Genomic DNA, 19,656 nt, shown 5'->3' on the forward strand with positions numbered 1-19,656 from the left:
CGGTCAGATCCGGTCCTTGATCCGATACCAGCCAAAGGCCAGCGGCAGTGACATCCGCCGCCAGCGGCCCAGCTCAAACCGGCGCAGCGGGCGCTGCATCAGATCGGGATGCGGCAGGCGGCTGCGCCCCAGCGCCTGATCGGCGATCAGCGCCCCGGCATAAGGCGCCATACAGACGCCGCTGCCATGATACCCGAGCGCGGCCCAGGCGTTATCCAGCCCCGGCACCGCCCCGGCAAAGGGCACGAGATTGCGGGTCATACAGATCAGCCCGGACCAGAAATACTCCGTCTCCACATGGCGCCAGGCCGGAAACATCCGGTCAAAATCCGCCCGCGCGCGGGCTTTGGTGGCGGCGATATTCTCCTCGCTCACCCGCACCGATCCGCGCAGCCCCAGCAACAGCCGACGATCCGGCAACAGGCGCAGATAATGCAAAAGCGTGCGGCTGTCGCAGACCATTTGCTCACTCCACCAGCCCTGGTCGGCAATCTCGGCCTCGCTCAGCGGGCGGGTCACCATGATATTGGACTGAACCGGCAGATAGCGGCCCGCGAATGCACCCGGCAGATCGTCCGAAGAATAGCCATTGGTGGCAATCAGCAACCGCCTGGCGCGGACCTGCCCGCCGGCGACCCGCAGCAGATAGCCGTCACCCTGCGTGTCAATCGCCTCGACGGAACTGTCCGAATACATCCGCACCCCCGCCGCCTCTGCCGCGCGGGTCAGGCCAAGCACGAATTTCATCGGGTTCAGCGCAAACCCCACAGGCAGATGGACCGCGCCATGGAACTCCGGGCTGTTCAGCCCCTGCGCCGCCATGTCTTCCTTTGGTACAAATTCATACGGCAGATCATAGCGGCGGGTGTACTCCTGCCCATAGGCATGGAGCTCCTCCAGACGGTCCGCGCGATGCGCCACATAGGTATAGCCCCGCGAATGGCGATCCACCTCCAGCGCGTACCGGTCCAGATACTGCTCCACCAGATCGACGGCCGCGCGTTCGGCATCAAAGAACCGGCGCGCATCCGGTTCGCCATAGCGGCACAGAATGGCATCATCGGCCAGTTTGGCACTGCCCACCGAAACCAGCCCGCCATTGCGCCCCGAGGCCCCCCAGCCGGGCCGTTCGGCATCCAGCAACACCACATCGCCGCCGTTTTCGGCCAGGGTCAGCGCCGCCGACAGACCGGTATAGCCGCCACCGATGACGGCAAATTCCGCCGTCACCTCATCGCGCAGCGGCGCGTATCGTGGCGCCGGATCGGGCAGAAACCGGTTCCAGTACCGCGTCTGGATCGGGCGATCGGTATAGGCCAGAGGTTCGTAGATACGTTTCATTCGGGCGTGCCATCAGATGTCAGGGTCTGCGCAGAAGCTATCCGCAGCCCCCCCGGTGCCGTCAATCCCACGCGAACAGTCCGACCTCAGCCATGATAGCAGGCGATACGCCGCCCCTCGATCTCGCACAGCGCCACCGGCGTCTGGTACAGCGCGCTGAGGGTCTCGCCCGTCGCAACCTCGGCAACCGGACCGGCAAAGGCGACGCGCCCCCCAGCCAGCGCCACCACATGATCGGCCCAGCTGATCGCATAGTTGAGGTCATGCAGCACGATCACGATGCTTTTGCCACGGGTATCGGCGAGACGGCGCAGCTGCGCCATCAGGTTGCGCGCATGGTTCAGATCCAGATTGTTGAGCGGCTCATCCAGCAGCAGCCAGTCGGTGTCCTGCGCATGGGCCATCGCGATAAAGGCACGCTGGCGCTGGCCTCCGGACAGCTCATCCAGAAACCGGTCGGTCAGATCGTCAAGCCCGAACTGCGCCAGCGCGGCGTCAATCGCGGCGTGATCCTGCGCCGTCAGCCGCCCCTGACTATGCGGCCAGCGCCCAAAGCCGACCAGATCGCGCACCCGCACCCGGCTGGCCACCTCCAGCTGCTGGCCAACCACCGCCATCCGCCGCGCCAGCTGATCCGGTCTGATCCCGCGCAGATCGCGACCCGACAGGGTGATCGCGCCGCCACTTGCAGGCATCTGCTGCGCAATCAGCTTCAGCAGGGTCGATTTCCCCGCCCCGTTCGGCCCGATCAGCGCGGTGATCTTCCCGGCAGGCAGGCTGGCATCAACCGCGTTCAGGATCGTCTTTCCGGCCAGTGTGAACGACAGGCCCGCCACGGTGATCATCTCAGTTTTCCTTTCAACAACAGCACGATGAACAGCAGCCCGCCGCAGAATTCGATCACGATCGCAAGGCTGGACTGCAGGTCCAGAAGCCGCTCGAACAGGGTCTGCCCCGCCACCAGAACCAGCGCCGCAATCAGCGCCGAAGCAGGCAGCAGCAGTGCGTGGCGATGGCTTTGCATCAGGCTATGGGCAAGGCTGGTGACCAGCAGCCCGAGAAAGGCCAGCGGACCAACAAGGGCGGTAGAGACCGAAACCAGCGCCGCAATCACGCAGAGCAGCTGCAAATGCAGCCGGTCATACCGCACCCCCAGACTGCGGGCCTGATCGCGTCCCAAGGCCACGACATCCAGCAGCGCCGAGCGGCGCAGCAGCCACAGGGCAACCGGCAGGATCACCACCAGCGCCGCCAGCAGGGCGGTCCGGTCGATACTGCCGAACTGTGCAAACATGCGCCCCTGCACCACGGCAAAGGCAGACGGATCCATCAGCCGCTGCAAAAACCCGGCCAGCGTCCGCAGCAATACCGCAATCACCACGCCAACAAGGATCAGCAGCTGGATGTCCCCCCGGGTCCGCCGCAGCAGGCTGGTAAACAACAGCAGCGCCGCCGCCATCATCACGGCGGTGTCCAGCGCAAACCCGGCAAATCCCGACAGCTGCACCATCCCCGCAAGGCCGAAAACCGCAACCAGCACCGATTGGGTCAGCAGAAACAGCGCATCGAACCCCATGATCGAAGGCGTCAGGATCCGGTTCTGACTGAGCGTCTGGAACAGCACAGTGGCCAGCCCGACCGCAGCCCCGACGCAGAGCAGCCCGGCCAGCTTCGTCATGCGCAGCCCAAGGATGTAGCGCGACGGGACGCCCTCGGACCATGGCAGGCCCCAGCCGACAAAACCAACCGCCGCACCCATCAGCAGCCCCGCCAGCAGCAACAGGCGCCGGTCGATCCATGAGAAGGACAGGTCAGCCATGTGCGCCCCGGCGCAGCAGCATGATGAGGAACAGCGCCGCTCCGAACAACCCGAACACCGTGCCGGCCGGAATCTCGTAGGGCGCCCGCAGGACCCGCCCCAGCATGTCACAGATCAACAGCAGCCCAGCGCCGGTGGCCGCCACCACGGGCAGGCTTTCACGCAGATTGTCGCCCATGATCCGGGACACCAGATTGGGCACCACCAGCCCGACAAAGGGCAGCACGCCCACGGTGACAATCACCAGCGCCGACACCAGCGACACCACCACCACGCCAAAGCCCAGCACCTGCCGGTAGCGCAGACCGAGGCTCCGGCTGGCGACCTCTCCCAGACCGGCAATGGTGAATTGATCCGCCACCAGATAGGCCAGCACGGCAAGGACGCCCGCCAGCCACAACAGCTCGTAACGGCCTGACAGGACGCCGGAAAACTCGCCACTCATCCAGATCGCCAGATATTGCAGCAGATCGGCCTGAAACGCGACGAAGCTGGCGCAGGCCGCAAGGATGCCACCATAAACCAGCCCCACCAGCGGAACCAGCAGGGGCCGCTGCGGTGGAATGCGCCGGGCCAGCGCCAGAAAGACTAACGTCCCGAGCAGCGCTGCAACCGCCGCGCAGAGCATCTTGGCAAAGATCGGCCATGCCGGCGCCAGCAGGGTTGCGCCCAACAACCCCAGCATCGCCGCCTCATTGGTGCCGGTGGTGCCCGGCTCGACAAATCGGTTGCGCACCAGCAGCTGCATGATCACCCCGGCAACCGCCATCGTCGCGCCGGTCAGGATCACCGCCAGCGTGCGCGGTATGCGACTGACCAGCAGCAGCTGCGCCGCCCGTGGGTCGTCAAACAGTGCCAGCGGCGAGACCTGAGTGACGCCAATCGCGCAGCTCAGCACCGCCAGACCCGCCAGCAGCAGCAGACACAGGCCCAGCCGCCCCGCCGGTGATCCGCCCGACACGCGGGCTGGCGCCGCGGTTTCAGCCACCGCGCGCAAACCCGGCCAGGATATCCTCCAGCGTCGCGGTCATCGACTGGATGCCACCGCCTGCGATGTAGATGCTGGCGGAGTTCAGATAGATGACCTGACCTTTCTTCCAGGCCTCAGTGCCGGTCACCAGCGGATTGTCCAGCGTCGCGGCGGCGGCCTGATTGTCCTGCCCGATGGCACTGGCCCGGTCCACGACGATCAGCCAGTCGGGATTCGCCTCAGCGATATATTCAAAGGAAATCGCCTCGCCATGGGGCGCGGCCTCCGCCGCCTCAGCCGCCGCCGCGGCAGGTTGCTCGACCATCGCTTCGGGCAGGTTCAGCGCGTTGTGAATCCAGCCAAAACGGGACTCGCGGCCATAGGTTGTCACCTTCGGACCATTGGTCATCACGATCAGCGCGCGCCCCCGGTCGGCAACGGCGGCGCGGGCACTCTCCAGCTTGGCCAGAAACGCCGCCTCAAGCGTGGCGGCCTGCGCGCTCCGGCCCATCAGCGCGCCATAGCTGCGCAGCCGTGACAGCGCGATATCCACATGATCCGCGCCCCAGATCGTCATGTCCACGGTGGGCGCAATCTCCGACAGCGCATCGACCTGAGCGGAGGACCGCCCGCCCGCAATGATCAGATCCGGCCCCAGCAGGGCAATCGCCTCGAAATCCGGTTCAAACAGCGTCCCGACCGGGGTCGCCTGCGCCTGCTCGGCGTTCAGATAATCGACATACAGCCGCGATGGCAGCCCTGCCATCGGCACATCCAGTGCCGCCAGCGTATCCGCAGCTGCAACATCCAGCACCACGAGGGCCTGCGGCTGCGACGGCACAGCCTGCGCGCCCCGCGCGGTGTCAAGAAGGGGTGTCTCCGGCCTGTCGTCATTGGCGGCAGCAGCGCCGACCAATCCAAGCACCAGCGCAGCAGTCAGCTGCAATCGCGTCCAATTTGCCATGTTCAATCCCGTCAGATGGAGGAAGGCTGGCGATATGGCTGGCTCAAAATCGCCCGCTTGTTAGGCCGGGACCGGGCAAAAGTCCAGACGTCATTGCCTGCGCTGTCTGTCCACAGCACGCTGCGGGGGCCCGACCATCAGCCAGACAGGCAGACAGGTAAGGCAAGATTTTTTGCCACCGCTGCTTGCAAGGTGCCGCAATGCTCACTATGAGACCCAAGGCCCCAGCGGGGGCCAAGCCAGGTTACCCCAAGCTATCAGCACATTATCACGCGGGTTAACATGGCACATCAAACAGCACAGAAATCCTCCCTCCTCATGACCGGGCTGCTGTGCAGCACGGCGCTCACTCTCTTTTCCGCAACAACAGGTTACGCGCAGGACGACACTGTCCTGTCGCTCGACCCCATCCTTGTGAAGCAGCGCGACAGCGATGGCGAAGCCGCTGACCGGGCGACGGCGGTCTATGTGGCGTATGCGGAAATCGAACGCGCCGCGATGGGCGATCTGAAAGACCTTTTTGCGGGAATCGCCTCGGTGTCGGTGGGCGGGGCAATCCCGGTGGCGCAGAAGATCTACGTCAACGGCATCGACATGCTGAAACTGGCGGTACAGGTCGACGGCGTGTCCCAGAACAACCGCGTGTTCCACCACGCCAGCGCCAATGCCTTTGACCCCGGCCTGATGAAATCCGTCCGGGTCGATCCCGGTGTGGCCCCGGCCGATGCAGGCCCCGGCGCCCTGGCCGGTCGGGTGGTGATGGAAACTATCGACGCCGAGGACATCCTGATCGACGGTCAGGCCATTGGCGGCAAAGCACGTCTCAGCTACGGCGAAAACGGCGATACCTTCGGCAGCTCTCTGACGCTGGCCGGGCAGGCAGACGGGTTCGAGATCCTGCTCTACGGCAAGCGCATGACCGGTGACGATTACACCGATGGCGCCGGCAACACGGTGGGCGGCACCCGCAGCGACCTGACCGCCGGCCTGTTGAAACTGGCCTATCAGACCGACGAAGGCCACCGGTTCGAGTTCTCGGGCCAGCAGATGCAGGACACCGCCCTGCGCAACCGTCGCGCCAATTTCGGCACCGCGTCCTTCAATCCGCTTGGCACGGTCTACGACACCAAACGCACGGTCTATTCGCTGCGCTACGAGGATGTGAACGGCGGCGGCAACTGGGATCCCTCGGCCACCATCGGGTTTTCCGAGAATGAGATCGGCAGCATCGGCACCACAGAAACCAGCGTGGGTGTGACCCGGACCTACTCCGCGACCTTCCAGAACCGGTTCCACCTGTCAGAGAGCGATACCATCACCGCCGGGGTGGACTTCCAGGACCAGAAAAGCACCGCAAGCGGCGATTTCTGGGGCAGCAATCGCCCCTCGGAACAAAGCCGGACCGTCGGCGTCTTTGCCCAGGCCCGCCTGCAACCCAGCGACCGGCTGAAGGTCTCCGCCGGTCTGCGCTATGACTGGAACGATTTTACCGGCCAGGACTTCGGCCAGAGCGGCAGCCCCTATCAGCAGGACAGCTCCGGGCTGAGTGGCAACCTCTCCATCGTCTATAGCGTCAATGATGCGCTGTCCCTGCGGGCGGGCTATTCCAACGTCTTTGGCGGGATCGGGGTCGAGGACAACTTCCTGTTCTTCCGCGACTGGGATTATTCGGCGCTGAAACCGCGCCGTGCCAGCAATGTTGTCATCGGCGCCGACTGGCAGAGCGGCAACTGGACCCTTGGCGCAGAAGCTTTCCAGACCAGGATCGACGACACCCGTGACGTCGCAGGCCCGGTGGTCACCAGCTATGATTTCGAAAGCCGGGGCTACAATCTGGGCGCCACCTATGGCTGGGAGGGCGGCTTTGCCCGGCTGACCTTCAGCGACAGCGAAACCCGCGTCAACGGCGCGCCCGCCTCCGGCTACTACCTGCTGGATTCCGGGGCCCCGATCGGACAGGTGCTGGCGCTTGAGGTGCAGCAGGAACTGCCTCAATGGAACCTGGTTGTCGGCGGCCATATCGACGCGGCCTTCGACTACGACCAGCAGCTGAATGAGGCCGAAGCCACAACCAAACTGGAGGGCTACGAGGTGCTGAACCTCTTTGCCGAATATCGCCCGGCCGCCTATGACAATGTCTCGATCCGCGCCGAGATCAACAACGTCTTTGACCGTCAATACGCCGACCGCGCCACCTATGGCGGCGATTATCCCGGCTTTGCAACGCTTAAGGAACCGGGCCGTTCGGTCTCCATCGTGGCCAATGTCTCCTTCTGAGCGGCGGGTCTGACCCCGCTCCGGCCCTCACCCTTCGGGCGCGCCAGACTGTGGCGCGCCCCTTCGGCAGAAACACACCTACGGCGATCAAAACCCTTTTGAAACATGTCCGTATTGCCTAAGACCAACGCATGAAATCATGCCAAGGCGGCTGGGGTCTCCTCACCGCTTAGCCGCCAGCATTCCGCCAGTTCTCCTGTAACATCGCCAGACCGCTTGCCCCGCCGGGATCCCTCTTCGGTGGCGCTGTCTGGCATCGCTGCGGAAGCGCTGTAAGAGATGTACCCAATTCCATACCGCCCCATGCGGGCGGCGGGGCCGGTCCGATGATGGTTTATCAGACAGGCCTGTTCCCCGACCCGCTGTCGGTCTCACCGACCGATGCCCACCCGGATGCCGCCGCAGAGGCGGCGCTGGCGGCCAGCCTTCAGGCGCTGCTCAACGGCTTCCTTCGCGAATGCCCCGAGCTGCCCGGCGACCACAGGTCATCGGCCCCGGATCGCGCGCCCCGGATCGACATTGCGCTGGCGCATATCCCCGCCGTGCTGCGGCTTGGCCTGCGCTATACCTCCCGGACCGGCCCGCTGAAATTCGGCGCCGCGCAGCTGCGGTTTTGCGGCGAAACCTATTGGCAGCCGGCGCCACCGGTCCAGACCATCAGCCTGATCGCGCAGGAGTGTTTTCACCGCTCCGGCGCAACGGATCCGGCCAGACTGGCAGAGTTCCTGCGCGCCATTTTCAACAGCAACGCCGAGATCGAAGCCGCGCTGCGGCGCACCGCGCCGAGCCCCAGCCCGCACCAGTTCCGGCAGGCGGAACAATCGCTGGTCTTTGGTCACTGGCTGCATCCCACACCCAAAAGCCGCGACGGCCTGACCGATTGGCAGCAGCGGGCCTATGCACCTGAATATGCGGGAGAGTTCCAGCTGCACCTATTTGCCGCCCGGACCGAGATCACCCGCCAGGACAGCGCCGCCGCGCCGCTGGCGCAGATCCTGCGCGATATTGGGGGCCTGACCGATGGCCTCTGCCTGCACCCGGGCGAGCAGCTGATCCCGGCCCATCCGCTTCAGGCGCAGGCGCTGCTGCTCGATCCCGCCGTTCAGGCCCTGCTGGCCAGCGGTCAGCTGCGCGATCTGGGGTCTGCCGGTCCGGCTTTCACCCCGACGTCGTCCCTGCGGACGGTCTTTGCCGCCGAGTGCCCCTGGATGCTCAAATTCTCGGTGCCGGTGCGGCTGACCAATTCGCTGCGCGTGACCCTTGCCAGCGAATTGCAGCAGGGGGTTGCGATGGCGCGGCTGCTGCGGCGTCTGAACATCGCAACCAGCCTGCCAAAGTTTCAGATCATCGACGATCCGGCCTATCTGACCCTGACCCTGCCGGAGCGCCGCGAAAGCGGTTTCGAGGTGATTTTCCGCAAGAACCCCTTTGCAGGTGAGGCGGGCGCCGGCATCTTCCCCCTCGCCGCACTTACGGCCGATCCGCGACCGGGGTGTGCCTCGCTGCTGGCCACGCAGATCGCCGATCTCGCCGCGCGCCAGCGCAGCACCCGCAGACAGGCGGCGACGCGCTGGTTCGGCGCCTATCTCGACTGTATGCTCACCCCGGTTCTGACGCTCTATGACCGGCACGGCATCGCCCTTGAGGCGCATCAGCAGAACGCCTTGCTGGATCTGTCCGAGGGGCTGCCCCGGCAGGGCTTCTACCGTGACAATCAGGGCTATTTCATCACCGATGATGCCTTTGCCCCGCTGCGCCAGATCGAGCCCAGCCTCGCCGATGTGCCCGCGCTGGTGTTCAGCCGCACCCATATCAACGCCCGCCTGACCTACTACCTTGTGGTCAACCAGATCTTTGCGGTGATCTGGCGCATGGGTTGCGACGGGCTGCTTAGCGAAGACGCGCTCCTGCAGCAGCTGCGCGATGAGTTGCACCGCCTGCGGCCGCGCTTTACCGGACCCGCGCGCGCGCTGGTGGAGCAGCTGCTCTATGCGCCACGGCTGGCGACCAAGGCTAATCTGCTGACCCGCCTGCACGATCTGGATGAATTGCAGACCGACACTCAGGAAGGGCTGTTTGTCGATATCCCCAATCCGATTGCCGCCCCGCAACGCCAGACCAGAGAGGTGATGCAAGATGCCTGTCTATGACCTCGCGTGCCCATTGGGCAAAGCACAGCCCCACCCGCAAACCCGGCAGACCCGCGGCGCGCTGCGGGTGCTGCGCCAGCTATGCGAAGCGCTGCTGAGCGAAGGCTGCGCCCAAGACATCACCTGGCACGATCGCGGATTGCGCTGGCAGCTCGGCAACCGGTCGTTCCGCGCCAGCGGGCGCTGTGGCGCCTTTGGCCGTTATCGGCTGGATGCCGGCAGCATCGAGATGGCACAGGAGCACGGCTGGCAGCCCGCCGCGCTTGAGGAGGTGCTCTCGGCGCTCACGGCCCCGGCGGCGGCACTGGCCGCGCTGCGCGTCGACCTTGACCGCACCGCCCATCTGGATGATCTCAACCACCGGCAGATCCCCCGCCCGCCCCGGCGGCACCAGCTGGGCATCGCCGATATGGAGCGCGCCATCCACGAAGGCCACCCCTACCACCCCTGTTACAAGGCGCGCAGCGGTTTTAGCGACCGCGATCATCTCCGCTACGGGCCTGAGGCAGGGCAGGGTTTTCGCCTGATCGGGCTGCTGCTGCACCCCGCGCTGGTCCAACAGCGCCTGCCCGATGCGGATTTCTGGCCCCGCGAGCTGGGACCGGCGGAATGGGAGCGCATCCGCAGCCTCGCCGCCACGCACAGCGCCGAGGGCTTTGCCCTGCTGCCGGTCCACCCCTGGCAATGGGACCAGCTGGCACAGGATCCGCTGGTGCAGGCCTGGCACGCCGCAGGTCGGCTGGTCCCCCTCGGCGAGATCGGCGACCGCTACAGGGCGACCCAATCGGTGCGCACGCTGATGAACGCCGACCAGCCGCAGCGCGCCCATGTCAAAACCGCAATGACCATGCGCAACACCTCGTCCCTGCGCACATTGATCCCCGAAACCGTCACCATCGCGCCGCTGATATCGGACTGGCTTGCCGCGGTGATCGCCAGTGACCCGCTGTTGCAGGATCGCTATCCGCTGACCCTGCTGCCGGAATATGCCGGCATCATCGCCGGGCGCGGCACCGCGCTGGAGGGGCATCTGGCCGCGATCTGGCGGCAAAGCCCGGCCTCGCTCGGTCTGGCGGACAATCAGATGATGCCGTTCAACGCGCTGGCCCTGACAGAAGAGGACGGCAAGCCGCTGATCGCCCCCTGGATTGCCGCCCACGGGCGCGACCGCTGGCTGGCGCAGCTGATTGAAACGGCGGTACTGCCGGTCTGGCACCTGATGGTGGCCCATGGCATCGGGCTGGAAGCCCATGGGCAGAACCTCATCCTTCAGCATGACAACGGCTGGCCGACCGGCCTCATTGCCCGCGATTTCCACGATGGTGTCGAATATGTCGACACCCTGCTGTCGCAGCCCGCGCTATGCCCCGATCTGGCGGCGATTGACCCCGCCTTTGCCAGCGCAGAGCCGGATCAGTTCCACGCGCTCTCCTGTGCTGACGGGCTGCGCGAATTGGTGATGGACACGCTCTTTGTCTTCAACCTCGCGGATCTGTCGGACCTCCTGCAACGCCATTTCGACCTGCCGGAGACCCGGTTCTGGCAGCGCCTGCGCGACCGGCTGGACCGCTACGCCGCCGATCACGGGCAGCAACAGCGCATGGCGGGCTTCGCTCCCTTTGCGCGCCAGATCCACGCCGAAAGCCTGATCACCCGCAAAATCGACCCCGACCGACGCGGCAGCTACCGCCATCTCATCGACAACCCTCTGGCCACTGCAAAGGACAGCTGACCCATGTTTGTGTTGAACGACACCCTTTCTGATCCAACCGCGCTGCACCCAAGACTGCAACAGGCGCTTGGCAATGATCTGCACCACCGCTACGCCCTGCGGATGCGCGACACCGGCCTCGGCCTTGCAACCCTGCTCTACCTGAAGGACCACAAGGCCGGCGTTTTCCCAATCCACGCCGATATCCCGGCGGAAGCCGCGAAACAGATGGCGACCAAGGCCGGATGCGACTGGTTTCTGGAGGATGATCTTGTCCCGCAACCGCTGCCCCGGCAGCCCGGTCAGACCGCCAGCGCGCGCCCCGGCGCAGGCGTTCTGGTGCAGATGAGCTCCGGCACCACCGGCGCGGCCAAGGTGATCACCCGCAGCTGGGACAGCATCGCTACCGAGATCCGCACCTATGCCGCCTTCTTTGACCGCGCGGCCGGTATGACGCCGGTGATCGCCTGCCCGGTGACCCATTCCTACGGGTTGATACCGGGGGTTCTGGTGGCGCTGCACCGCGGCCATGTGCCGGTGATCATTGATGCGGTGAACCCGAAATACATTCTGCGCCGCCTGCGCGAGCTGCCTGACCCGGTGCTTTATACCTCGCCTGCGATGCTGCACACGCTGGCGAGGCTCCTGCCCCCGGACGAGACACTGAACGCCGCCGTCACCTCCGGGACCGTGCTGCCCGATCCATGGTTCCACACCATTCGCGCCCGCACCCGGCATCTGTTCCAGCAATATGGCTGTTCCGAAGTGGGCTGTATCGCCATCAATCAGGACCTGCGGGCGCCCGGCGATGTCGGCCGCCCACTGCCGCATCTCGACCTGCAGGCAGGCGCGCCCGGCACGCCCGGCCCGGTCCGCGTGCAGCTGACGACAGGGGAACCGGCCACCACGGATGCCGCCACGACCAACTGGGTCGAAACCGGCGATCTGGGCTATCTCACCGCCGATGGCGGGCTGGTGTTTACCGCCCGTGCGGACGATATGATCAATGTGGCCGGGCTGAACGTCTATCCGCAGGACGTCGAACGCGCGGTGATGAGCCTGCCCGATGTGCAGGATGCCGTCGCCTTTCGCCTGCCCGACCCGCAGGCCGGTTCGCGGGTGGGGCTGCTGTTTGTCGCCCCGGATCTCAGCGAGGATCAGCTGCGCGCGCACTGCGCCGATCTGCTGGCCGACTACCAGAGACCAACCTTCCTGCGCCGCCTCCCCGCCCTGCCGCGTCAGGCCAATGGCAAGATCAGCCGCCGCGACATCGCCAACAGATACGCATCCGGCACCGATCACACAGCCGATCAGCAGGTGCCCGCATGACCTTCGACAGCGTGCTGCACGCAATGCAGCAGACCCTCGCCGGACCGCTGGACAATCCGCATATGGCGCAGTTCCGCCCCGAGGCGGTGCTGAACGATGATCTGCATATCGACTCCGTGGTGCTGATCAACCTGCTGGTGCATCTGGAAACCGACCACGGCGTGGCCATCCCCGAGCGTGATTTCCGCAAGGAGGATTTCGTCACCGTCGCCGATCTGATCCATGTGCTTCTGCCCGACCCGCCGACCTCTCCCAGCGCAGAACCCGAGACCGCGCCCGCCAATCAGGACCCGAGCGAGATCACCGTGCATTGCTTTGTCAGCTGTCTCTGTGCGGCGATCCGGCGGCATGAGGGGCTGGATTTCCGACCCTTCTATTTTGGCACCTGGGACAGCGATTTTGCCATCACTACCCATCAGCATCTGGCCTATCACAGCGCCGAGATGACGCAGGATCACTATATCCGCTGGGTCGAACGACTGTATGGCATCCGCGTCAGCCAGTGGCACGATCCCGCCCTGTCGAAATCCGACAACCTGACCCGCTTTGAAAAACTGCTCCACAACCCGGCCACCGACCGCCAGCTGGTTGTCATGCTCGACATGTTCCACCTGCCGGAGCGGGACACCAAATACAATCAGGACCCGTTTCCGCATTTCGTCATTGTCGAGCCGACCGCCGACCCCGAGGTCTGGCATATGAACGACCCAGATTATCGCTGGCGCGGAGATCTGCCGCGCGCCGCCATCCTCAATGCCATGGCACAGCCCAGCGTGGCGGGCGGCTATATCCTCGACAGCACACGCGTCCGCGCGCCCGAGCCTCATGACCTCGTGGCCTATTTCGACGCGACCTTCCGCCCGGACGCCAACCCGCTGACGGACGCCCTGCGCGGCATTATCGCGCATCACTGCCGTCCCGAAAGGCCTCTGGCACTGCCGGAGCTGGAGATCGCCCTGCGCGAACTTCCGGTGCTGTCCCTGCGCAAATACGCCTATGAACACGCCTTTGCCTTCTTCTGGCGCGCGCTGGACACCAGCTTTGCCGCGTTCGACGCCAATTGCGATCAGGTCGAGGCGCTCTGCGAAGGGTTCCGCAGCCTGCATTTCCTTGCCGCGAAAATCGCCCATACCAGAGACCGCACACTGGTGCCGGATCTGATCGCCGCGCTGGACGCATTGGACCGGTTGGAGTTTGCCATCAAGGAGGCACTTCACACCGAATTCCAGATCTGGTGCCAGTCACAGATACCAGCGGCGCCCGCATCTGCCGCGGCGCTAACGGGGGAGCCGGCATGAAGATCTCGCTCTGTACGATTTCCTTTCGCCATCAGCTGATTGATCTGAAGGACATTGCCTTCTGGGCGCGGGATACCGGCTTTCAGGGGATTGAGCTTTGGGGCGTTCATGCCCGCAATCAGTCACCGCTGGCGATCCATAACGCCCAGTGGATGGCCGCGCAGGGGCTGTCGATCCCGATGATCAGCGACTACCTGCCCCTGCAGGACCATCAGGAGCTGACCCGTCGAACCCGCGCCCTCTGCGCGCTGGCGCAGGGCTGGGGCGCGGACAAGATCCGCACCTTTGCCGGGATGCAGGCCAGCGCCACGGTCCCGGCGGCAGACCGCGACCAGACCACCCGCGCCCTGCGCCACGCCTGCGATATCGCCGCCGATCACGGGCTGCGCCTGCTGGTGGAGACCCATCCCGGCACGCTGGCCGATACGCTCGCCTCAACCGTGGCGCTGATCGACGCCACCGACCACGATGCGCTGGCCATCAATTTCGACGCGCTCCACGTCTGGGAAGGCGGGGATGATCCGGTGACGGCGCGCCGGACCCTGCTGTCCAGAATTGCGCATTATCACCTGAAGAACATCTCCGACCGCACCCGCCTGCCGGTCTTTGCCCCGGCGAATGTCTACAGCGCCGCCGGCTGTCGCGCGGGCATGGTGCCGCTGATGCAGGGCGCCTATGACTACCGCGCCCTGTTGCGCGAAATGCAGCGGGACGGCGATTGCGAGGCCTCGCTGGAATGGTTCGGGGACGCCGTGTTTCAGACGCTTGCGGGTGACATCGCCGAGATCCGCGCGCTTGCCGCCGATGATCTGACCCCGACCGGACAAAAAACGCGCTCGGTCGGCTGAGCCAGCGCGGCAGAGAACGGCACGGATCAATCCTCGCGCCGTTCTCTGCCTGCCGTCAGCAATCCGCCGACGCGCAGGGGCTGCCCACCTGCCGCGACCACAGCATCGCATAGGTGCCCCCCAGCGCCAGCAGCGCGGCATGGCTGCCATCTTCGGTGATGCGGCCCTGATCCATGACGACAATCCGGTCCATCTGCGCAATCGTGGACAGGCGATGCGCAATGGCGATCACCGTCTTGCCCTGCATCACATCCCGCAATGTCTCCTCGATCTCCGCCTCCACCGCGCTGTCCAGCGCCGAGGTTGCCTCGTCCAGGATCAGGATCGGCGCATTCTTCAGCACCACCCGCGCAATCGCAATCCGCTGCCGCTGCCCGCCGGACAGGGCCACTCCGCGCTCGCCGACATGGGCGTCATAGCCGGTCCGCCCGGCCTGATCGCGCAGCCCCAGAATGAAATCATGGGCACGGGCGCGTTTGGCGGCCATCACCATCTCCGCCTCGCTGGCGCCGGGATTGCCATATAGGATATTGGCCCGCACCGAGCGATGAACCAGCGCGGTTGTCTGCGTCACCACGCCAATCTGCGCCCGCAGGCTGTCCTGTGTCACGCTGTCGATCGGCTGGCCGTCGATCAGAATGCGCCCCCGGTCCGGGTCATCAAACCGCAACAGCAGCGACACCAGCGTCGACTTGCCCGCGCCGGACGGCCCGGCAATGCCGATCCGCTGCCCGGCCCCGATCGTCAGATCAAGCCCCGCCACACCCCCGCTGCCATCCTGCGATGCCTTGCCATAGCTGTGATGCAGCCCCTCCACGCGGATCTCCGCCCGCGTGACCTTCAGGGCCGGCGCCGCCGCTGCATCGACCACCGCATGTGGCGTTGCCAGCGACCGCAGCCCCTCGCGGATGATGCCCATGTTTTCAAACAAGCGGATCGTCACCCAGAGGATCCAGCCGCTCATGCCGTTCAGCCGGATGGTCAATGCCGCGACGGCGGCCACCTCTCCAACGCTGACCTGACCCACCGTCCACAGCCAGATCGCCGGAGCCACCACGATCAGGATCAACACGCCGTTGATGGCAATGCTGCCAAAGGCCAGCGTGGTCATCATCCGCATGAACCGCTGGTAACGCGTCCGCAGCCGCCGCAGCGCCGACAGCGCATAACCCAGCTCCTGCCCGCCCTGCGCAAACAGCTTGACGGTTTCGATATTGCCATAGGCATCGACAATCCGCCCCGTCGCCCCGGAGCGCGCATCGGACCATTTCTCCGCCGTCGCCGCGACACGGCGGGCGACATGGCGCACGTAGACGCCGTAAATCAGCACCCAGATCAGCAGCGGCACCGCCAGCCGCCCGTCGATCTGCGACAGCACCACCACCGCGCCCAGCATATAGGTCACCGCGAACAGCACCGCCTCGAACATCATATGCACGCTGTCCTGCACCGCCGGTCCCATCTGCATCACCCGATTGCTGAGCCGCCCGGCGAAATCATGCTGAAAGAAGCCAACCGACTGCCCCAGCAGATGCTGATGCGCATGCCAGCGGACCTGTTCCTGCAGGTTGGAGGACAGGGTCTGCTCCAGCAGCAGATGGTTCAGCCCGACCAGCGTCGGACGCAGCAGCAGCACACAGACCAGCGCGAGGATCATCTCACCGCCGTGATCGGCCCAGAACGCCGCAGCGCCACTCTCGGTCATCAGATCCACCAGCCGCCCGGCATAGAAGATCAGCCCGCTTTCCATCAGCGCGGTCAGCACGCCAGTGACCAGCATCAGCGGCAGCCATCTGCGATAGGGCGCCAGCTGCTGCCACAGATACGGCCAGAGACCGGCACGCGGCGCCGCCCTCTGCGAGGCCGCAAACGGATCGACAAGGTTTTCAAAAGCCCGGAACATAGCGCCCCTCTCAAGGATGAATTGAAATTCGCCTGAGATGTGGGTCGCCTGTCTTTCGCATCAGCAGGACAGCAGCGTGACGGTCCGTGACCCGCTGCTTCCCGCGCCTGACGCGACATCTGCCTGCACCGTAGCCGGGCCGTTCTACTGCCGCCGGATGGGTTTGTCAGCCGGATAATCCACCATGCGCCAAGTCCTGCAATCTGGCTTGCGCCCCATTTTGCAGCCCCCCGCGCACCATGGCTGGCAGCGGTGAATTCACCTTGCGCTGCGCCCCGGAATCTCTATCCTGCAAAGCTGACAGAAAAACTAAGGATTAAGCCCAATGATTACGGATACAGGCCATTTCGACACCCCCAACGCCTCCAAATACCTGCAACAGCTGTGCAAGCATTTTGCCCATAAGGTCGCCGTCACCCATGACGACAGCCGGGGCACCGTGGCTCTGGGCATGGGACCTGCAACGCTGACCGCCAGCGCCGACCGGCTCCTGGCCGAGGTCACCGCCCCCACTGCCGAAGAGCTGGATCACGCCCGCCAGATCATCGACAACCACCTGAAGCGCTTTGCCTTTCGCGAAGAATTTGAGGCGATGACCTGGGCCTCCGCAACAGCCCCTGCCTGACCAGAGGTCAGAACCGGATCGCATAGGCGGTGGAGCGGCCGCCCGCGTCCATCCGCGTGACCACACCGGCCTCCTCCATCGCGCGCAGATCGCGGGTGGCGGTGGCCGGAGAAGTCTTGGTGATCTTGCGGTAGGATTTGGCGCTCAGCCCCACCGCCAGCCGCTCCGGCCCCTGCTCAAACAGCAGACGCAGCGCATGGCTCTGGCGATCATTCAACACCGGTCCGTAGCGCAGAAAGAACTGGTTGCGGCGCAGGATAAACCCCGCCTCATCGCGGGCCGAAGCCGCCGCCCGCGTCAGCGTGCGCAGAAACCAGAGCACAAATTCGCTGGCGTCAATCATGCCAGTCGCGCCCTCTTTGCGCCCTGCCTGCAGGGCGGCATAATAGGCTTTCTTGTCCCGCTCCACCTGTCGCGACAGCGAGAACGGCAACGCGCGGTTGCGGGCAAACACATGTTCGATCAGGGCGCGGCCAATGCGGCCATTGCCATCTGACAGCGGGTGAATGGATTCAAACCACAGATGCGCCAGCGCGGCCTTCACCGCCACTGGCATTCCCTGATCGACATTCACCCAGTCGAGAAACTGCGCCATCTCAGCCTCCAGCCGATCCGGCGGCGGCGCCTTATAGAGCACATCCCCCGGACCCGCCGTCGCGGAGCGCACGATCTCCATCTCGAACCGTCGCCAGCGGCCGAGGTCCTCCACCTCCATGCCGGTGAACAGCAACCGGTGCCAGGTCAGGATCTGCGCGCTGTCTAGCGGCTGATCGGCCCGGCGCGCCGCCAGCATCAGCTCCGCCACCGCATCCGAGCGCCGCGAGATCGCCGCCCTGTCGCGATGGCGCAGCGAAGCCACAACCGAGGCTTCGATCTCGCTGGCATCCAGTGCCACGCCTTCGATTCCAAAGGAGGCCATCGCCTCCTGCACGATCTGGCGCAGCAGCATCTCCTCGCGCTCCTGCGGGTTGAGCCCGTGGACAAGCCCCGTCACCTCGCCCACCGCTTCGGCGGCGCGGGCCAGTTCGGGTTCGATATGTGCCGGATCATAGCCAAAGCGCGGCCAGGACGGAGACTGCCAGATATGCGGCATGATGTGATAAGCACCCTTAATCGGATCAAAATTTGGCTTATTATGATCTGAATAGCGGCGCTAATCAAGTCACCGCCCGCCCGCCCCCTGGCTGACGCGGGTCAAATGGCGCCGCCGACGACCGTGGCCTTACCCCCCGGCAAGCGATGCCACGGCCCCGGCAGCAGCGAGGATCGATCAATTCGGCCTCACCCTGCGCCTCCCCCGGCCAATACGACATGCGGTAATGCGACGTTCGGCCAGGCCCATCAGGCTATGCTGTCTTCGCCGCCCCGCATCGGCCTCACACCGGATCCGCGGCGGTCAAAAACACTCAGATGCCCCGCACTCACAACAGGCCACCAGCGCCGGACCACAGCCATGCCCAACATATCCGAGGAGAGACATGGCCGTATCGCCGGCGCCTCGGCCACGCTAGCAATGCGGCACCGCAGGTGTTATCCCTTAACATTAGGGGGTATCGTCGTGGATTGGACTGATATCGACAGTCTGGAACGCTGCACCAGCATCGCCGAGCTTTGGGCGCAGAGCTTGCAGGTCTTTGCTGCGATGGGATTTGACTACGCCATCTACCTGACCGTGGACGGCGACCGCAGTCATCCACATATCCAGACCAACCTGCCCGATATCTACCAGCAACTGCCCAGCCATCGGGATCCGTTTCTGGATCACTGCTGCAACAGCTACGAGCCGCAGTTCACCGGGGCGGAGTTTCTGGCCGATCACCCCTATCTGGCCGCTGCGGAAACCGCATTCATCCGCGACGCCTCGGTCAAGAGCGGGTTTCGCGCCGGCATTGCCATCCCGGTTCGGCTGCAAGGTTCCGACCGGTTCGGCGGTTTCAACATCGGCACCAGTCTGACGCGGGCCGATTTTCTCGCCCATGTCGCGGGCAAGACCGACAGCCTGCGCTTTCTCTGCATGATCATCCATCGCCGCATGGAGGAGCTGCGACAGCCCGCGGCGGCGGCCCCGGAACAGCCCCCCGCCGACGCCCCGGCAGAGGCCGCGTTCAACCGGTCCCTGATCGCCCCGCAATCGGAGGCGCTGACCCGGCTCAGCCCGCGCGAACGCGAGGTGCTCTATCTGTTCAGCCAGGGGCTGACAACCAAGGAATGCGCGGCAATCTGCAAGATTTCGCCCCATACGGTCTCGGAATACGCCCATTCAATCTACCGTAAACTGAACGTCCGCAACCGGGTCGAGGCGATCGGCGTGCTCGCCAGGATCCGGCCCTCCGCGAGGCCCGGCCCCTAGGGTCAAAAGCCGCCCCTGCCCCCTGTCCGGCGTTCTTCCCTGCTGGAAAGGACAGCCAGACCGCCCGCAGA

The 19,656-nt window shown here is 65.1% G+C and carries 15 protein-coding genes; 8 read left to right on the forward strand and 7 right to left on the reverse strand.

Going from position 1 to position 19,656, the window contains the following annotated elements; all coding sequences use genetic code 11:
- Positions 1-3: 3 nt before the first annotated feature.
- The 5 genes from VWZ81_RS01165 to VWZ81_RS01185 all read right to left on the reverse strand — a co-directional run bounded on the left by VWZ81_RS01165 (position 4) and on the right by VWZ81_RS01185 (position 5,094).
- A complete protein-coding gene (locus VWZ81_RS01165; protein WP_416541830.1) occupies positions 4-1,341 on the reverse strand; it encodes an NAD(P)/FAD-dependent oxidoreductase in 1,338 nt (445 codons plus the stop codon).
- An 86-nt stretch (positions 1,342-1,427) separates the two neighbouring features.
- Positions 1,428-2,186, reverse strand: a complete 759-nt coding sequence (locus tag VWZ81_RS01170; RefSeq protein ID WP_416541831.1) for an ABC transporter ATP-binding protein — start codon at positions 2,184-2,186, stop codon at positions 1,428-1,430.
- Positions 2,183-3,160 carry an iron chelate uptake ABC transporter family permease subunit gene (locus VWZ81_RS01175; protein ID WP_416541832.1) on the reverse strand — a complete coding sequence of 326 codons (978 nt, stop codon included), beginning with the start codon at positions 3,158-3,160 and terminating at the stop codon, positions 2,183-2,185. The genes VWZ81_RS01170 and VWZ81_RS01175 overlap by 4 nt, the downstream gene beginning before the upstream one ends.
- A complete protein-coding gene (locus VWZ81_RS01180) occupies positions 3,153-4,148 on the reverse strand; it encodes an ABC transporter permease (RefSeq protein ID WP_374015680.1) in 996 nt (331 codons plus the stop codon). Before VWZ81_RS01180 ends, VWZ81_RS01175 begins: the two co-directional genes overlap by 8 nt.
- The gene (locus VWZ81_RS01185; RefSeq protein ID WP_416541833.1) at positions 4,141-5,094 is read right to left on the reverse strand and encodes a siderophore ABC transporter substrate-binding protein; all 954 of its coding nucleotides are present in this window, start codon (positions 5,092-5,094) and stop codon (positions 4,141-4,143) included. Before VWZ81_RS01185 ends, VWZ81_RS01180 begins: the two co-directional genes overlap by 8 nt.
- Positions 5,095-5,376: 282 nt before the next feature.
- On the opposite strand from VWZ81_RS01185, the gene VWZ81_RS01190 reads away from it, so the two are divergent.
- The 6 genes from VWZ81_RS01190 to VWZ81_RS01215 all read left to right on the forward strand — a co-directional run bounded on the left by VWZ81_RS01190 (position 5,377) and on the right by VWZ81_RS01215 (position 14,707).
- Positions 5,377-7,371: a TonB-dependent receptor plug domain-containing protein gene (locus VWZ81_RS01190; RefSeq protein WP_416541834.1), complete on the forward strand. Its 1,995-nt coding sequence runs from the start codon at positions 5,377-5,379 to the stop codon at positions 7,369-7,371.
- A 326-nt stretch (positions 7,372-7,697) separates the two neighbouring features.
- Positions 7,698-9,521 carry an IucA/IucC family protein gene (locus VWZ81_RS01195; protein ID WP_416541835.1) on the forward strand — a complete coding sequence of 608 codons (1,824 nt, stop codon included), beginning with the start codon at positions 7,698-7,700 and terminating at the stop codon, positions 9,519-9,521.
- Positions 9,508-11,253, forward strand: coding sequence for an IucA/IucC family protein (locus VWZ81_RS01200; protein WP_416541836.1), 1,746 nt, complete (start codon positions 9,508-9,510; stop codon positions 11,251-11,253). The genes VWZ81_RS01195 and VWZ81_RS01200 overlap by 14 nt, the downstream gene beginning before the upstream one ends.
- A gap of 3 nt (positions 11,254-11,256) precedes the next feature.
- Positions 11,257-12,561 (forward strand): AMP-binding protein, encoded by a 1,305-nt coding sequence (locus VWZ81_RS01205; RefSeq protein WP_416541837.1) that lies wholly within the window; start codon positions 11,257-11,259, stop codon positions 12,559-12,561.
- Positions 12,558-13,859: a DUF6005 family protein gene (locus VWZ81_RS01210; protein ID WP_416541838.1), complete on the forward strand. Its 1,302-nt coding sequence runs from the start codon at positions 12,558-12,560 to the stop codon at positions 13,857-13,859. The genes VWZ81_RS01205 and VWZ81_RS01210 overlap by 4 nt, the downstream gene beginning before the upstream one ends.
- On the forward strand, positions 13,856-14,707 hold the full coding sequence (locus tag VWZ81_RS01215; RefSeq protein ID WP_416541839.1) for a sugar phosphate isomerase/epimerase family protein: 852 nt from the start codon (positions 13,856-13,858) through the stop codon (positions 14,705-14,707). The genes VWZ81_RS01210 and VWZ81_RS01215 overlap by 4 nt, the downstream gene beginning before the upstream one ends.
- Before the next feature lie 55 nt (positions 14,708-14,762).
- On the opposite strand, the gene VWZ81_RS01220 is transcribed toward VWZ81_RS01215, so the two are convergent.
- Positions 14,763-16,610: an ABC transporter ATP-binding protein gene (locus tag VWZ81_RS01220; protein ID WP_416541840.1), complete on the reverse strand. Its 1,848-nt coding sequence runs from the start codon at positions 16,608-16,610 to the stop codon at positions 14,763-14,765.
- Between the two features lie 325 nt (positions 16,611-16,935).
- On the opposite strand from VWZ81_RS01220, the gene VWZ81_RS01225 reads away from it, so the two are divergent.
- The gene (locus VWZ81_RS01225; protein WP_340547764.1) at positions 16,936-17,235 is read left to right on the forward strand and encodes a DUF2218 domain-containing protein; all 300 of its coding nucleotides are present in this window, start codon (positions 16,936-16,938) and stop codon (positions 17,233-17,235) included.
- 7 nt (positions 17,236-17,242) lie between these two features.
- On the opposite strand, the gene VWZ81_RS01230 is transcribed toward VWZ81_RS01225, so the two are convergent.
- Positions 17,243-18,328 (reverse strand): Fic family protein, encoded by a 1,086-nt coding sequence (locus VWZ81_RS01230; protein WP_416541841.1) that lies wholly within the window; start codon positions 18,326-18,328, stop codon positions 17,243-17,245.
- A gap of 465 nt (positions 18,329-18,793) precedes the next feature.
- On the opposite strand from VWZ81_RS01230, the gene VWZ81_RS01235 reads away from it, so the two are divergent.
- Entirely contained in the window at positions 18,794-19,585 is a 792-nt protein-coding gene (locus VWZ81_RS01235) for a helix-turn-helix transcriptional regulator (protein ID WP_416541842.1), read from the forward strand.
- Positions 19,586-19,656 lie beyond the last annotated feature (71 nt).

This window comes from Phaeobacter sp. JH20_34, from assembly GCF_048056095.1.
GTDB classification, from domain to species: Bacteria; Pseudomonadota; Alphaproteobacteria; order Rhodobacterales; family Rhodobacteraceae; genus Phaeobacter; species Phaeobacter bryozoorum.

Coding starts and splice junctions, on each gene's coding strand:
- VWZ81_RS01205 (WP_416541837.1), top strand. CDS start 11,257: ATGTTTGTGTTGAACGACACCCTTTCTGATCCAACCGCGCTGCACCCA.
- VWZ81_RS01210 (WP_416541838.1), top strand. CDS start 12,558: ATGACCTTCGACAGCGTGCTGCACGCAATGCAGCAGACCCTCGCCGGA.
- VWZ81_RS01175 (WP_416541832.1), bottom strand. CDS start 3,160: ATGGCTGACCTGTCCTTCTCATGGATCGACCGGCGCCTGTTGCTGCTG.
- VWZ81_RS01165 (WP_416541830.1), bottom strand. CDS start 1,341: ATGAAACGTATCTACGAACCTCTGGCCTATACCGATCGCCCGATCCAG.
- VWZ81_RS01220 (WP_416541840.1), bottom strand. CDS start 16,610: ATGTTCCGGGCTTTTGAAAACCTTGTCGATCCGTTTGCGGCCTCGCAG.
- VWZ81_RS01170 (WP_416541831.1), bottom strand. CDS start 2,186: ATGATCACCGTGGCGGGCCTGTCGTTCACACTGGCCGGAAAGACGATC.
- VWZ81_RS01215 (WP_416541839.1), top strand. CDS start 13,856: ATGAAGATCTCGCTCTGTACGATTTCCTTTCGCCATCAGCTGATTGAT.
- VWZ81_RS01195 (WP_416541835.1), top strand. CDS start 7,698: ATGATGGTTTATCAGACAGGCCTGTTCCCCGACCCGCTGTCGGTCTCA.
- VWZ81_RS01200 (WP_416541836.1), top strand. CDS start 9,508: ATGCCTGTCTATGACCTCGCGTGCCCATTGGGCAAAGCACAGCCCCAC.
- VWZ81_RS01185 (WP_416541833.1), bottom strand. CDS start 5,094: ATGGCAAATTGGACGCGATTGCAGCTGACTGCTGCGCTGGTGCTTGGA.
- VWZ81_RS01190 (WP_416541834.1), top strand. CDS start 5,377: ATGGCACATCAAACAGCACAGAAATCCTCCCTCCTCATGACCGGGCTG.
- VWZ81_RS01225 (WP_340547764.1), top strand. CDS start 16,936: ATGATTACGGATACAGGCCATTTCGACACCCCCAACGCCTCCAAATAC.
- VWZ81_RS01230 (WP_416541841.1), bottom strand. CDS start 18,328: ATGCCGCATATCTGGCAGTCTCCGTCCTGGCCGCGCTTTGGCTATGAT.